Raw genomic sequence first — 15848 nt, 5'->3', positions numbered from 1 at the left:
GTTCATGTCGAAATCCACCGTTGTCGTTGTGACCGGGGTGTCATCGGGTATCGGACGCGCCACCGCCGAGAAGTTTGCCGGCCGGGGTTGCCGCGTATTGGGTACCGTGCGCAGCATCGCAACAGCGGTGCCTGTCTCCGGCGTCGAGCTCGTCGAGATGGACGTTCGCGACGATGCATCGGTCCGGGCCGCAATCCAGTCCGTCATCGAACTCGCCGGGCGAATCGATGTGCTCGTCAATAATGCGGGAATGAGCCTGATCGGTGCCGTGGAGGAAACTTCGGCTGCCGAGGCCGTGTCGCTGTTCGATACCAATGTATTCAGCATTCTACGCACGACGCAGGCGGTACTCCCTCACATGCGGGAACAGCGTGGCGGAAGGATCGTCAATGTCAGTTCGGTGCTTGGCTTCCTGCCCGCCCCCTACATGGGTCTCTATTCGGCGTCCAAGCATGCCGTCGAAGGGCTGACCGAGACCCTGGACCATGAGGTGCGCCAGTTCGGCATACGCGCAACGCTGGTCGAACCGTCCTTTACCAGGACCAACCTGGACACCAACGCCCCTCTGGCAAGCTCGAAAATCGCCGCCTATGATCGCGAGCGTAGCCTTGCATCGAGCGCAGTCGTCAAGAGTGTCAAAGGCGCCCCCGCGCCCGACGGCGTAGCGAACACGATTGTCGAAGCGGCGCTTGGGAGCTGGCGCATGCGTCGCACACCGGCGGGTGAGGCCTCTCTGTTGAGAAAATTGCGACGCTTTATGCCCACCGGCCCCGTCGATTCAAGCTTGAGGAAAACGTTCGGACTCCTGTGAAGCCGTACCATCAGCCAGCCCGAGTTCCTGCGCTTTCCGCAATGCCGGGATGGGTGATGTTTGATTGATCGGAACGTTTGCGAACCTCGCGACGCATGTTGGACAAGCTGCCCGTTCGCCGCGACGCCCGAAGCCATGTGAGGCGCATCCTTGCGAGTCAATAGACGCGCAATCAGTGCCATATGAATAGTGCGGCGATCGATGCGACAAGCAGCAATACGCCGAGAAGCAGCCACCTGTTGGGTGTCACGAGTGGCACCCCCGTCGTCGGTCCGGAAGTCGTGAGAGCGCCACCTTAGACGGAGGGTGGATGCAGGCGTGAGCGAAGTGCACGACTCCCGGTACGCTCGACGTGGGCCGCATGAGCGGTTTCCTTGGGTGGACACCATTCCATCGTGCCAGATATCCCAACATATGGGAATATTGTTCTGGCGTGAGAGTGCCTCTCAGGACTGGCACCTGCAAACCAGTTTGCATCTCGTTTGGCTGACGTAAAGGAGCTGTCGCTGGCATAGTCTCGAAGAGCTTGCACGACGTGACCTGGTGCTTGTGTTCCCGTTCACATGCCACCCGGTTGATCCAGGATCACGGCATGCGCGTTCGCTTTCGTTGGGGCGCCCCGCCTTCAAACTGGTGCAAACTGTGTGTCGCGATGCCGGCCAACGGGCCGGGGTGGCGCGTGCGGCGCAACCCGAGCGTCGGCCTTGATGACAGTTTTCTCTCGCTGGGTTTCCTGTGCCGCATCCTTTACGTAGCCGTGCAGCGAACTCCGTCCCGGCACGGCGATGAAATCAGGGCGCGTGGGCGGCGCGTCGACGAAATGCAACGGATCGACTTGCCGACAGCATGCAAAATGGCGAAGGTGCCATTTCGACTGTCGTCGCGAAGCGCGGCGGGCTCCGCCGCGCTTCAGGCAGTGCGGGGACGTCATTGTGCAAAAGAGGGGACCAGCATGGCCGAATCGCAAAAGCTGACCGTAGTCTGGGAGACGACAGACTGGGCGGCCCGATGGATTGACTCAACTTCCGACTATGCGATTTTTGCGCTGACGACCGACGGACGCGTTGCGAGCTGGAACCCCGGCGGCGAGTCGGTCTACGGATATGCCCCCGAGGAAATTCTGGGGCGTCCACTATCCATCTTCTATACGGACGAGGACCGTCGCGACGGTGTACCCGAGGATGTACTGCGCGAGACACGGGAAACCGGTCGCAGCGAAGCCGAAGGCTGGCGCTCGCGCAAGGACGGGAGTCTCTTCTGGGCAAGTGTGATTCTCACGGCACTGCACGATCCTGCCGGGCAACTGCTTGGTTACGGCAAGATTGTGCGCGACATGAGCGACAAGAAGCGGGCGCACGACGCGGTGGTCGAAAGCGAGCGGCGATTCCGGATGCTGGTAGACGGCGTCACGGACTATTCCATATTCATGCTGTCGCCCGATGGGCGCGTTACAAACTGGAACCAGGGTGCACGGCGAATCAAGGGCTATGCGGCACCTGAAATCATCGGCTCCCATTTTTCGCGTTTTTATACGCCCGAGGATGCCGCGGCAGGGCTGCCGCAGCGCGGGCTCGAAACGGCCGCGCGCGAGGGTCGCTTCGAATCCGAGGGCTGGCGTGTGCGCAAGGACGGCAGCCGCTTCTGGGCGCATGTAGTCATCGATGCGATTCGCGACAACGACGGTGCGCTGGCCGGTTTCGCGAAAATCACGCGGGATGTTACCGAGCAGCGCGAGACGGAACGCGCGCTCGACGAAACGCGCATGGCGCTGTACCAGTCGCAGAAAATGGAGGCGATTGGCAAGCTCACTGGCGGTGTCGCGCATGACTTCAACAACGTGCTGCAGGTCGTGCGCGGGAATCTCGAGCTGATCGAGAGCAGGCTCAGTCGCGACAGTCAGATACAGGAGCGCCTCGACAAGGCGATCGACGCCGTAGAGCGCGGGGCCAAGCTCGCTTCGCAATTGCTCGCGTTCGGGCGGCGGCAGCCGTTACAGCCGGTTGTCATCAATCTGGCAACGGCACTGCGCAACATGGACGACATGCTGCGCCGCGCGCTCGACGAAACCATCCAGGTCGAAACCGTCGTGGCCGGTGGTCTGTGGAACACCTATGCGGACGTCCATCAACTCGAAAACGTCATTCTGAACCTTGCGATCAACGCCCGCGACGCGATGCCCGACGGCGGGAGGCTGACGCTCGAACTCGGCAACACAATGCTCGATGACCGTTATGTGGCCGGACTGCAGGACGTTCCAGCGGGACAATACGTTCTGCTGGCAGTGACGGACACGGGAGTGGGAATGTCCCCCGACATACTGGCGCGGGCAATTGACCCGTTTTTCACGACAAAGCCGGAAGGCTACGGAACAGGCCTGGGTCTGAGCATGGTCTACGGCTTCGTCAAGCAGAGCGGCGGCCATTTGCGACTCTATAGCGAAGTCGGCCAAGGCACTACCGTCAAGGTGTATTTGCCGCGCTCGACGGGGAGTGCGATCGAGCGTCCGTCGCCCGTCAGCACACCGCTGCGCGGTGGCAGGGAAACCGTGCTCGTCGTGGAAGACGATGCGAAGCTGCAATCGACCGTTGTCGACATGCTGGGCGGCCTTGGCTACACGGTGCTCAAGGCTGACGACCCACAGCAGGCGCTGGCCATCATCCGTAGCGGCGTGCATATCGACCTGCTTTTTACGGACGTCGTGATGCCGGGTCCGCTGAAGAGTCCGGAGATGGCGCGGCAGGCTTGCAAGACGCTGCCTCAGCTAAAGGTGCTGTTCACCTCCGGGTACACCCAGAACGCCATCGTGCATGGCGGGCGGCTGGACGAGGGCGTTGAACTCCTCAGCAAGCCGTACAGCCGCGACCAGCTCGCGCGGAAGATCCGCCGCCTGCTTGGCTCGCCCGGCATCGATCTCGAAGTGGTCGAGGAAGGCGAGCGCGAACAAGGGTTGGCCCCCGGCTCATTGCGCGTACTGGTGGTCGACGACGACGCGGGCTCGGCCGATGCCGTGGGCGCATTGCTCGAAATGCTTGGACATTGCCCTCAGTTGCACAGATCGGCCGAGAGCGCCGACGAGGCACTGCGCAAGCAGGAGTTCGACGTATTGCTGACGGACATCTCGTTGCCTGGCATGTCAGGCGTGGATTTCGCCCTGAAAGCCGTGCGCGAACGGCCCCATATTCGCGTGATATTTGGATCGGGCTCGAGCGTTCCCCCAACCGGCCAGCTGCCTTTTTCATGGCGCGAACTGCGCAAGCCCTATACGGCTGACGACCTGCGCGGGGCACTTTCCTGACGCTTCACCCACTCTCGCGGCACTGCAACGTTGTCCACTAGCCGGGAATGAACATGCCCACGGCCGCAGCCGCCATGAATGCCGTTGCGATCCAGCCGCCCGCTTTCAGCAGCCCGGATATCGCGAACTTGCCCATCACGCGCCGGTTGGTACCCATCAGCATGACCACGACCATGACAGGCACGGCCGCCAGTCCGTTGACGACGGCACTCCAGTACAGCGCCTTGACCGGATCGAGGTGGCAGAACGTGATGGCGGTGCCGCCGAGGATGGCCAGGGCGATGACGGCATAGAACTCACGCGCAAGAGTGAGGTGCAGAGAAAGGCTGCTGCGCCACCGGAACGCGCCAGCAGCCCCGTACGCCGCGGAGCCGGCCAGAACAGGCAGCGCGAGCAGGCCTGTGCCGACAATGCCGGCGGCAAAGATGTATGCCGCCAGATGGCCTGCAACCGGTTCGAGGGCTCTCGCTGCATCGGCGGATGTCTGGATTTTTATGTGATGCGTGTAGAGCGTCGCGGCGGCCGTCAGCATGATGAAGAATCCCACTCCGTTCGAGACGGCCATACCGATCCAGGTGTCAGCCGTGATCCGGTCTATGTGCCGGTAGGCCCGGAACGATGAGATCCATCGCAGCGGCCGCTCGCCAGGCTTCGAGCGCATTTCTTCGACTTCCTGTGACGCCTGCCAGAAGAACAGGTACGGGCTGATGGTGGTACCAAGCACGGCCACAACGGTGGTGAGATACTCGCCAGAAATATTGGCGCGCGGCCAGACCAGTGAGACGGCGACCTTTGTCCAGTCGACCGGGACGACGAACGCGACCGCCACGTAGGCGAACAACGCCAGGGTCAGCCATTTGAGTAGGCGCGCATAGCTCTCATAGGGCAGCGTAATCTGAATGATGGCCGAGAGCACGCCAATGGCAACGACATAGAGATGCTCGGGGCCAGGAACGAGAAGGTGGATCGCCGCGCCCATCGCGGCGAGATCTGCTGCGATGTTGATGGTATTGGCCACGGCCAGCAGCAGCACCAGCACGACGACGAGCCATTTCGGACCGAACGCGCGCATGTTCGAGGCGAGTCCCTTGCCCGTGACGCGGCCGATGCGCGCGCTCGTCATCTGGATGGCGACCATGAGCGGATAGGACAGCAGAAGCGTCCATAGCAGCGTAAAGCCGAACTGCGCACCCGCTTGCGAGTACGTCCCGATGCCGCTCGGGTCGTCGTCCGCCGCGCCGGTCACGAGGCCGGGGCCGAGGCGCGACAGCCAGGAGCGTTCCGTGCGGTCGGTGACCGCGGCCTCGGGCTCGAGATGGTCCTGTTCCAGATCCTTTTCGTCCGGCACGGCGCAGCTCTCCTTTCGAAGCCGCAGCCTGCGGCATAGCCCCATTCCGCAACTTTCGTGCCGAATCCTGACTGCCGCTTCGGCGCGTCTGGCACGGTCCTTGCGCGCCGGGGTTCAGGCCGCGCCAGCGGCCGTGTGCAGCCGGTGTTGCGCTGAGGGAGAAGTCGTGAAAAAAGCATCGCTAAAAGGTGTCCCGACTCCTGAGGAGCGGGCGCCCCGCCTTGCGGATCTACGCATGCGCAAGATGGCGCGATCAGCGCACGCGTACGTACGCGGCAGCGCGGACCGCTTTTATGCGTGGCTCGACAGCCAGGCATCCGGGACGTTGCCTGACGGGCCTCCCGTATGGATTTGCGGCGACTGCCACCTCGGCAATCTCGGCCCGCTGGCCGATGCCTCAGGGCGGGTGGCAGTCCAGATCCGGGACCTGGATCAAAGCGTCATCGGCAACCCGGTGCACGATCTCCTGCGCCTGGGACTGTCGTTGACCACTGCCGCCCGTAGCGCGGATCTGCCCGGCGTGATCACCAGCCGTATGGCTGAAGCGCTCATCGACGGATACGAACAGGCGTTCGACGACGCACGCACGGACGAGACGAAACGCGCGGAACGGCCGACAGTCGTCAGGGTTGCGATGAAGCAGGCGCTGCACCGCTCGTGGCGCAAGCTGGACCGGCAGACGATTGACGGCGTCGCGCCTCGCATACCACTTGGCAAACGTTTTTGGCCCCTGTCCGAAGAGGAATCGCAGGCGGTGCGCACGCTGTTCGAATCGCAGTCAGGGCTTGCGGTACGGGAAGCGCTGGGCCGCGCTGTGCATGGCGGCGGGAAAATAGACGTCCTTGACGCTGCCTTCTGGGTAAAGGGATGCAGCTCCCTCGGGCGGCGGCGCTATGCCGTGCTGCTCGATATCGACGGCACGTGTTCTCCAGGGGGGCCGCCCTGTCTTGTCGACATCAAGCAGGCCGCCGCCGCCGCGGCGCCTCGCCACGCCGGCGCCACGATGCCGCGCGACAACGCAAAGCGGGTGGCGGAGGGTGCCAGACACGTCTCGCCGCTGCTTGGAGACCGCATGCTCGCCGCCCGTCTGGATGGCTGCGCGGTTGTGATCCGCGAGCTCATGCCACAGGATCTCAAAATCGACGCAGACCGGCTCACGGAAGCCGACGCAGTGAAAGCTGCACACTTCCTGGCGCTGGTGGTCGGGCAGGCGCACGCGGGACAGATGGATGCCCCGACCCGCCGGAGCTGGCTGCATGAACTGCAGGCGAGGCGGCCCGGATCGCCTGGCGCGCCATCGTGGCTTTGGCGCAGCATGGTCGAGCTGGCTGTCGCCCACGAAGCGGAGTATCTCGAGCATTGCCGGCGCTACGCGCTTCGTCGGGGCGCCGGCAAGCGGTGATGCCGCGAGACAGCTGGCCGTGCCGCCCCCGTTTGGCGTCGATTGACGAGCCGCGCAGAGAAGCGGCGAGCGCGCCGTTTCCGTCCAGAATCCCTCCCTCAGGAATGGCTGTTGCGTGAAGCGCATCACCCAAACCACGGAGGTGATCATGAGCCAGAGAAAGACGGTAGACGACCTGTTCGTCCATATGCTGTCGGACATCTACAGCGCAGAAAAGCAGCTGACCCGCGCCCTCGGAAAGCTCGCGCGTACGGTCAGCGATCCTGAGCTTTCAGGAGCGTTCAAGACGCATCTGGAAGAAACGCACGGGCAGATCGAGCGCATCGACAAGGCGGTTGAATCCACCGGATTGCGACTGAAGCGCATGAAATGCGTCGCGATGGAAGGCCTGATTGAGGAAGCCGACGAACTGATCGAGGAAATCGAAAAGGGCCCGGTCCTCGATGCCGGCCTCATCGCGGCGGCACAGAAGGTGGAGCACTATGAGATAGCGGCATACGGCAGCCTCTGTGCGCTGGGCAAGCTTCTCGGTCACGACGAGGCGGTGAAGCTGCTCAAGGAAACGCTTGAGGAAGAAAAGGCTACCGATCTGAAGCTCTCGAAGTTTGCCGAGTCGGCGGGCAACGCGAAGGCGGCGGGTAAGGGGTGAGCGACCCGGCAGCGGCGCCTGCTTCGTGCGGCAACGACTGATTAGCAATGCGTAATTTTTTCGGTCATACCGGGAGATCCTGATGTTCATGCACAACAGGAAACTGCAGTACACCGTCCGCGTCGACGTGACCAATCCTGGTCTCGCCAACCTGCTGCTCGAGCAGTTCGGCGGGCCGCAGGGGGAACTGGCCGCTGCGATGCGCTATTTCACCCAGGCGGTTGCCGAGGAAGATCCCGGCCGCAAGGACATGCTCTTCGATATTGCCACGGAGGAACTCAGCCATCTGGAAATCATCGGGTCGATCGTCGCCATGCTCAACAAGGGTGCGAAGGGCGAGCTTGCCGAAGCCGTAGATGAGCAGGCTGAGCTTTACCGCAAGCTCAACGGCGCTGGCAACGACAGCCACGTCACGCAGGTCCTGTTCGGTGGCGGGCCGCCGCTGGTCAACTCCGCAGGCGTGCCCTGGAACGCAGGTTACATCGACACCATCGGTGAACCGACGGCAGACCTGCGCTCGAATATCGCCGCGGAAGCACGGGCAAAGATCGTTTATGAACGGCTGATCAATGTGACGGACGATCCTGGTATCCGTGACGCCCTGGGCTTCCTGATGACGCGCGAGGTCTCGCACCAGAAGTCATTCGAGAAGGCCCTGTATGCGATACAGGGCAACTTCCCGCCGGGAAAGCGTCCGCCCGTCGCCGAATTCGCCAACGTCTACTACAAGATGTCGCACGGAGGCGAAACGATCGCCGCGCCATGGAACAGCGGCAACGGCCTGGAAATGCGCCAGGGTGAACCGGCGGTTGATGGCGGCGACGGCAACGCGTGGGTCAACCTGGACGAGAGCCAGCAGGCCGCGCTGAAAGCCATGCGCGAGCGACTGAGTTCGGAGACCGCCGTGGACCCGCAGACGGGAGCCGAGCTTGGCGAGGCAGCCATCCGGCCCGAGAGCCCTGTTCAGGTGCCGCCTGAGGGAGACTCAAAATGACCACAGCGCAGAAGCATATTGTCGACTGGCTGCGTGGTGCGTATGCGCCGGCCCCGTCACCCGGCATGTGCCTTGCGGATTGTGACTGCTGCCGCCGCGGACGCCGACTGCCGCGCTTTGCATGGCGCACTCGCTGGCTTTGACTCTGGCGGCGTCGATGTCGCGAGACGACCCCTTGAGTTTCGAATCGATTGGAATGGAGGCAAACATGACGACGAAGTCTAAATTGATAGCAGCGCTGGCTTGTATTGCGCTTTCCGGTGGCGCATTCGCCGCCGGAGGCGGTGGAGGTGGGGGTAGCGGTGGCGGCAGTGGAGGTGGCAGTGGAGGCGGCACCGGAGGAGGCACCGGAGGAGGCTCTGGCGGTGGCGGCGGCACAGGCATGAGCGCGCCCAACTCCGGCGGCTCTACGGCCACGGAATCGAATGCCCAGGGTGGCAACACCATGGGCAATTCTGGCCCGTCGAGCGGGACGATGCACCACCGGAAGACGACCCATCCGAAGGCGAGCTCGACGCAGTGAAGTCGTCGTGCCCGGCACGACCGAGTGGGTGCGCGCTCCGACGCTCACAGCGGCGTCGGAACCGTTCGCCCCTCATCCATCGAGTCGCGCGCCGCGTACCAGGCCCCGACTAGTGCGCCGACATTTCCCGGTGCCGGTTGCGCTTGCGAAGGAATGACATGCGTATTGCCCAGATCGCCCCGCTTTATGAATGCGTACCGCCGCAGCGTTACGGTGCCACTGAGCGGATCGTGCATTACCTGACCGAAGCCCTGGTCGAGCGCGGCCACGAGGTGACGCTGTTCGCGAGTGGCGATTCGCAGACTCACGCCACCCTCATCCCCTGCTGCGCGCGGGCACTATGGCACGACCGGGACGTTACCGACACACTGGTTCACCATGTTGCGCAGCTGGAGCGGGTGGCCGCGCGAGCGCACGAGTTCGACGTCATGCATTTTCACACCGAACCGCTGCATCTGCCGCTGGCGTGCCGACTGAACGTCGCTTCGCTCACGACACTGCACGGCGTAATCCGCCCGCAGGATCTGGGCGTGCTGCTGGATGTATCGCGGGACGCGGTGCTCGTCGCACTGTCGCAAGCGCAGCGTGAGGGCGCTCCGCACGCGAACTGGCTCTCGACGATCGGGCACGGCTTGCCGTTCGATCTGTTCAGGCCCAGCGCGGTTCACGACGGCTATCTGCTGTGGATGGGCCGCATGATGCCGGGCAAGGGGCCCGACGCGGCCATCGAAATCGCCCGACGATCCGGCAAGCCGTTGAAGATGGCGGCAGCAGTCCATTCGGGAGAGCGCGCCTGGTTCGAGGATCGTATGCGTCCACTGCTCAGGCGACATGCCAGCTGCGTGGAGTATCTCGGGGAAGTGGGCGGCGAGTTGCGCACGATGCTGTTGAGCCGCGCTGAAGCGTTGTTGATGCCGATCACCTGGGACGAGCCGTTTGGACTTGTCATGATCGAGGCACTCGCGAGCGGAACGCCAGTGATTGCCAACCGGCGCGGCGCTGTGCCCGAGGTCCTCCGCAATGGGGTCAGCGGGTTCATCGTCGAGGGATTGGAAGCGGCCGTCGATGCGGTAGCACGCTTGCCTTCGCTTTCCCGCGACAGCTGCCGCGCCGAATTCGAGCGACGCTTTACGGCCGAACGCATGTGCGATGACTATCTCGCCGCATACGACACGCTGATCGCGCGACGCGGCGCGATGCATACGGCGCCAGCATGGGTCGGGAGCTGCCTATCGCAAGCGAGTGAGGCGAGCCGAACGAGGCTCGCGTCATAACCGCTGATTGGCCGCACGCATGGGAGAGCGGCAGGTTGTCTATCCACTACGCGGGTATGCCTCGGTAGTCGTATCGGCTTCAAGGCCGCCGGTCAGTGCGGGTTGCGGGAAACGCATGCCGGAGCGCGTCAAGGAGCGTCATCCCTTCGTTGATGCGCGCCTGTTCGATCTCTATCTGCTGTTTGTCACCGACGCGCTCGGCCCATTTCTGCCGCTCTCTTGCAAAGACAATGCGTTCGTTGATCGTCCGTATGGCCGTCCAGATCGCGTTTTCTTCAGCCTTTTCATGGCCATCTTCGAGCGAGAGTGCATTGTATGCATGGCCGGTGTGGCAGCGGTAACGTAGTACCCGATCGTCAAGCACGCGCCATAGCATGCCGCCGCATTCCGGGCAGGCGAGCGGCGAGCGCTCGCCGATCCGGTCGAGGTCCTCGGGCTGCAGCACGTCAAGCTGGTCCAGACGCGCCTCAAGAGAAAGGTCGTTCGTGGACATCGGGAGCGGCTCCTTCACTGGAGCGCCGCGCACTGCGGCGACGATGCGCGCTGCCAGATGCGCCGCGTCGGCGATAGCGTCCGCGCCTGCGGCCGCAAGCGCCGAACGGGGCATCGAATGCGCCTCGCAATCGTCAGGATCCTGCACGATGCAGTAGCCGCCATGCGCCCGGACGGTGGCAAGGCCTGCCGCGCCGTCATCGAGGTCGCCGGTAAGGACGGCGGCGACCACGCGGGCTCCGTAATCCAGCGCGGCCGACCTGAATAGCGGATCCGCCGCGGGTCGCGCGAAGTTCTCGGCGGCTCCGCTATCCAGTCTGAGTCGCCCCTGCGACACCCGCATGTGCCGGTCAGGCGGCGCGATGTAAATCCTGCCATTCTCGAGCGCTTCGCCGTCGGCGGGATGGCTGGCAGGCAGGGGGCCCCAATTCGACATCAACTGAGGCAGCACGCTATCGTGCCTGCCAACGTGCAGCACGATGCAGATGGCGGCCGGGAGATCGGCGGGCAGACCGGCGGCGATCATGCGCAAAACGCCGAACGCACCGCGTGAGCCGCCAATGACGACAATGTCACGTTGTTCCATGCCTCTAGCGAGCGCATTTGGCGGTCCCGCTGTGCAGCGACCGGCAGGAACGGCACACCGCTGCATGCAGCGGCCGCGTCGCGCTCAGGCACGCCGCCCTTTTTTTACCGGCGCAGCGCTGGCAGGAGGTCGCGGAGCACCCGAACCAGTGTCTGGAAGTCGACCGGTTTGCTCACATGCGCGTCGAAGCCAGTTTCGCGTGCGGCGCGCCGGTTCGCCTCGGTGTCGTTCGCGGTCACCGCGACAGATCGAAGATTCGCAAGCCGCGGATCTGACCGCAGATGGGCGGTGATCGTGGCGGCGTCGATGCCAGAGCTGCCGACGTCACAAATCAGGACATCAACGACTTCTGCTTCCAGTGCCGCCAGGACCGTGTCTGCGCCAGCCAGCATCACGGTCGATGCGCCCTCCAGTTCGAGAAGTTTTCCCAACGAGGCTGCGGTATCCGGATCATCAAGTACGATCATGGCTCGTACACCTGAGAGCGAACCGGCCGGTAGCGCTGCAGCGCCGGACTCGCCTGCCGCTTCGACGGCCGGCAGCCACACTGTCATCGCGCATCCGAGGCCCGGACCGTCGGAATGGGCGACCGCGCGCCCGCCATGCATTTCAACCAGCTGCCTGACCAGTGCAAGCCCGATTCCGAGGCCTGTCTTTGAGCGGCCGCGGATTCCCTGGCGGTACATGTCGAAGATGTGCGGGAGTTCCTCCTGGGCGATGCCCTGGCCGCTGTCGATCACATCGATCCGCACCATCGACGCTTCAGGAGCGAGGCGCAGCTCGATCCTGCCGCCGTCACCGGTGAACTTGATCGCATTGGAAACGAGGTTCCACAGGATCTGTTCGCAGCGGGTGCGATCCGCATGGACCATAACCGGCGGTGGGGGGACGGTTACCGACAGGTCGATGCCTTTCGCCCTTGTATCCTGTGTGCAGGCGCCCGCGATGCCCTGCAGCATCGAGGCAATGTCGAGCGGCTCCAGCTCCAGCGCCAGTTTGCCGGTGCGCACCCGCGACAGGTCCTGCAGGTCGTCGATGATCTGCGCCTGGCCCCGAACCGCACGGCGAATCGCGTCGGCGGTTTCCCGCACAAACGTGATCTCGCGGGTCTCGGGCTGCCGCGTCAATATTTCTGCCTTCATGCCTATCAGATTCAACGGGTGCTTCAGCTCGTGCGAAAGGACCGCAATGAAATCGTCCTTGAGCTGGTTCGATTCGCTTTGCCTTTGCCTTGCCTCCTGTTCGTGCAGCAACGCGATCTCTTTTGCATCCTCGCGCTGCTTGCGCTGCGTGAGATCGCGCAGGATCGTGGCGAAGCCGGTGAAGGAGGCATCGGCGATCGGCGTGACGACGCCGCTGCACCATACGCGCCGCTGGTCCCGGGTGACGTGCCAGCGCTCATCGTCAGCGCGGCCCTCAATGCCGGCGGCTTCCCGTTGGCTCGCCGCAACGTGCGCATCGCGGTCGTCCGGCTCGTAGATGAGCGCGATATCCTGGCCCATGACCTCGCGTTCGGTGTAGCCGAAGATCCGTTCCGCGCCCGTATTCCAGCTGACAATGCTGCCGGCGCGATCGTGAACGATGATGGCATAGTCGTTGGTTGACTGCGCCACGAGCCGCAGCCGCTGCTCGCCGATGCGTGCCTGCTCTTCTGCCTCGTGGCGCGCGGTGATATCGATAAGCGTGAGCACGGCGCCGTCGATACGGTCGTCGGCCGTTCGGTAGGGAAGCAGACGCATCAGATACCAACGCCCATCCTGGCTTTGCAGTTCGCGCTCGATCAGCTTGAGCGTCTCGAAGGCTTCCTTGACGTCCGCGGCTAGCGTGGGGTGATTCAGGGAGTGCGTGATGTCGAACAGCGAGCGTCCGATGTCGGACTCGATCAGCTTGAAGATGTGTGTGGCGCTCGGGGTGAAGCGTTTGACCTGGATCTTCCTGTCGACAAAAACGGTCGCAATCTCGGTCGAGACGATGATGTTCTGCAGGTCATCGTTAGCCTTGGCGGTTTCCTCGACACGCGCGTGCAGCTCCGAGTTCAACGTGGTGAGTTCCTCGTTGACCGACTGCAGCTCTTCCTTGCTGCTTTCGAGCTCCTCCGTCGCCGAGCGGAGCTCCTCGTTGATTGCCTGGAGTTCTTCGTTCGAAGCCTTGAGTTCCTCGACGGAAGTTTCGTACTGCTCGATGGTAGTGGACAGCTGCTCGCGGCTGTGCTGCAGCTCCTGTTCGAGCTGCATGAGAACCGGGTCCTGCCCCTTTTGCTCGGCTTCGCCTTCGTCCGACATGCGTTCCTGCACCTCGTCGAAAAGCACCAGGAAGAAGTCGGCGTTCACGCCCTGATCATGGAACGGGCGAACAGTCATGTTGATCCACGACGGGCGGCCGTCGCGGACCATCTTCACGCGCCTCGCCTCGACGCTCGCTCCGGTCTGCAGGGCACGGAACAACGTCGTACGCAGATCGAGACGCAGTTCCGGCACGACGACGGTCATGATATTCGTCGACGGCTCGCCCCCGGCGTGGTGCAGGAACCTGCCCGCGTTGTCGGATAGATGCACGATCGCCGAATCACGGTCCACGATGACGCTCGGCGGCGCGTATTCTTCCAGGACCCGCTGGTGCAGGGCGGAGAAGGAGAAGCTCCGGCGCTCGACCGGAGGCGGCGGGACTGCGCTTCCCGCGACCGCCTGCACCTCCTCGGGGACCCCGCTCGCCTGCGCGAGCGAGGGAAAGGCCGTAGCTTGCCTTGCACGATTGACGATCTTGCGCGCTCGATAAACGCGATGTTTCTTGTCGACGACGGCGAAAAGATCATCGGCAGCGTCGGCCGATTCTGCGGACCCAAGGAACAGATAGCCGTCGGGGCGCAGTGCAAAGTGGAACAGTTCGAGGATCTGTCTCTGTACCGAGCGCTCCAGGTAAATCAGCACGTTGCGGCACGTAATCAGGTCGAGATGGGAAAACGGCGGATCCTTGAGCAGGCTGTGCGCGGCAAAGAGAATGCGCTCACGTACCGGCTTGACAATGGCATACCGCCCCCCTTCATGCGTAAAGTAGCGTCGCAGCAGGTCGGCGGGCACGTCGACAGCAATCGACTCGGGATAGGATCCTGAACGCGCCCGCGCAATGGCCGCGTCGTCGATATCCGTCGCGAATACCTGCATCGCCGAAGCCGATCCGGCCGCCTCGCGCGCCTGCGCCATCAGCAACGCGACGGAATACGCCTCCTCGCCGGTCGAGCAGCCGGCAACCCAGGCCCGGATCTGCCCATCGCTGGCGGCAGTACGGAACAAACCGGGGATCACTGCGTGCCGCAAAACATCGAAGGCCTCCCGGTCCCGAAAGAACTGCGTCACGCCGATCAGCATATCGGCCAGCAGCGCACTGGTTTCGTCCGGCGTGCTACGCAGGAAATTGCGATAACTCTCGAGATCTGTCAGCCCGTTCACCTGCAGCCGCCGCTCGACGCGGCGCAGCACCGTTGCGCGCTTGTAATGCCGGAAATCGTGGCCGGTACGTACTCGCAGGTGCATGAGGATATCCTGGAGCGCGCGTTCGTCACCGGTTCGCGGAATATCCGGTGCGTCCTTCCCGGGCGTCATCCCGTCCAGTTCGGGCACGTGGATCCGCTGGGCGTTGTTCCTTAATTCGCGGAGTTTGCCGGGCATTGCAGCCGCGGGCAGGATGATGTCGACATGACCGGTCGTGATGGCATGCTGAGGCATTTCCGGATATTCGGCGTCACTCGGGTCTTGAGCCATCGTCACGCCGCCGCTTTCCCTGATGCGACTGAGCCCCGCTGCGCCGTCCGAACCGGTGCCCGAGAGCACGATTCCCATGGCCCGCATACCCTGGGCGTCGGCCAGGGTGCGGAAGAACTCGTCAATCGTGAGAATCCTGCGGTCATGTTCGTAGCGATCGGTCACCTTCAGGCAGCCGTCCGACAGGTGCAGCTGCTTGCCTGGCGCGATCACGTAGACGTGATCCTTCTCCAGGCGCGTCAACGCGGTGACCTGTTTCACGGGCATGGAGGTCGCCCGTTGAAGGATCGCGTCGGCATGACTTTCGTGCTCCGGCGAGAGGTGCAGAATGACGACGAACGCCATCTCCATTGAGGCGGGCACGTTACTGAAGAAGTCGACCAGCGCGGGGACGCCGCCGGCAGACGCCCCAATGCCGACGACCGCGAATGGCGAGCCAGTCGTCACGCGGCGCGCGCCGCTGGCATGGCTGTCTTCGCCTGGAGCACTAGTTGTCATGCTGAAGTCCTTTCGTTGTCACCGCCGGCCCGGCACGCGGGGTCCATCAGTCCGGCTTCATTGCGGAGCGTACCGACGGCGAGGGCGCCCCGTATGCGCTGACGGAATCGCACATTACTGCCGATGAGACCGACGGTCAACGGCGCTCGACACTGATCCCGCCGTGGCGCGCCGGGGAGGGCCGGTTGCATGGAACGCGGCACTTGCCCGCTCTTCGC

The 15848-nt window shown here is 63.6% G+C and carries 9 protein-coding genes; 6 read left to right on the top strand and 3 right to left on the bottom strand.

Going from position 1 to position 15848, the window contains the following annotated elements; all coding sequences use genetic code 11:
* The first annotated feature begins 4 nt into the window (after positions 1-4).
* Together AB4Y36_RS13420 and AB4Y36_RS13415 are read left to right on the top strand one after the other, a co-directional pair.
* Positions 5-811: an oxidoreductase gene (locus AB4Y36_RS13420; RefSeq protein WP_368618341.1), complete on the top strand. Its 807-nt coding sequence runs from the start codon at positions 5-7 to the stop codon at positions 809-811.
* 952 nt (positions 812-1763) lie between these two features.
* Positions 1764-4106, top strand: a complete 2343-nt coding sequence (locus AB4Y36_RS13415; RefSeq protein WP_368683347.1) for a PAS domain S-box protein — start codon at positions 1764-1766, stop codon at positions 4104-4106.
* 37 nt (positions 4107-4143) lie between these two features.
* On the opposite strand, the gene AB4Y36_RS13410 is transcribed toward AB4Y36_RS13415, so the two are convergent.
* Positions 4144-5436, bottom strand: coding sequence for an Nramp family divalent metal transporter (locus AB4Y36_RS13410; protein ID WP_342949799.1), 1293 nt, complete (start codon positions 5434-5436; stop codon positions 4144-4146).
* On the opposite strand from AB4Y36_RS13410, the gene AB4Y36_RS13405 reads away from it, so the two are divergent.
* The 4 genes from AB4Y36_RS13405 (at position 5318) to AB4Y36_RS13390 (ending at position 10296) form a co-directional block, all read left to right on the top strand.
* Positions 5318-6856 carry a DUF2252 family protein gene (locus AB4Y36_RS13405; RefSeq protein WP_368683201.1) on the top strand — a complete coding sequence of 513 codons (1539 nt, stop codon included), beginning with the start codon at positions 5318-5320 and terminating at the stop codon, positions 6854-6856. The genes AB4Y36_RS13410 and AB4Y36_RS13405 overlap by 119 nt on opposite strands.
* A 148-nt stretch (positions 6857-7004) precedes the next feature.
* The gene (locus AB4Y36_RS13400; RefSeq protein ID WP_368604743.1) at positions 7005-7505 is read left to right on the top strand and encodes a ferritin-like domain-containing protein; all 501 of its coding nucleotides are present in this window, start codon (positions 7005-7007) and stop codon (positions 7503-7505) included.
* A gap of 82 nt (positions 7506-7587) precedes the next feature.
* Positions 7588-8499, top strand: a complete 912-nt coding sequence (locus AB4Y36_RS13395) for a manganese catalase family protein (protein WP_069263054.1) — start codon at positions 7588-7590, stop codon at positions 8497-8499.
* A 681-nt stretch (positions 8500-9180) separates the two neighbouring features.
* Positions 9181-10296: a glycosyltransferase family 4 protein gene (locus tag AB4Y36_RS13390; protein ID WP_368683200.1), complete on the top strand. Its 1116-nt coding sequence runs from the start codon at positions 9181-9183 to the stop codon at positions 10294-10296.
* 79 nt (positions 10297-10375) lie between these two features.
* On the opposite strand, the gene AB4Y36_RS13385 is transcribed toward AB4Y36_RS13390, so the two are convergent.
* Both AB4Y36_RS13385 and AB4Y36_RS13380 read right to left on the bottom strand, forming a co-directional pair.
* Positions 10376-11374: a chemotaxis protein CheB gene (locus AB4Y36_RS13385; protein WP_368602780.1), complete on the bottom strand. Its 999-nt coding sequence runs from the start codon at positions 11372-11374 to the stop codon at positions 10376-10378.
* A gap of 104 nt (positions 11375-11478) precedes the next feature.
* Positions 11479-15630, bottom strand: a complete 4152-nt coding sequence (locus AB4Y36_RS13380) for a CheR family methyltransferase (RefSeq protein ID WP_368683199.1) — start codon at positions 15628-15630, stop codon at positions 11479-11481.
* Positions 15631-15848 lie beyond the last annotated feature (218 nt).

Origin of the sequence: Paraburkholderia sp. BR10936 (assembly GCF_040965735.1) — a bacterium.
Taxonomy (GTDB): domain Bacteria; phylum Pseudomonadota; class Gammaproteobacteria; order Burkholderiales; family Burkholderiaceae; genus Paraburkholderia; species Paraburkholderia nodosa_A.
Note: the sequence above shows the minus strand (reverse complement) of the source record. Positions and strands in the feature narration are given on the sequence as shown.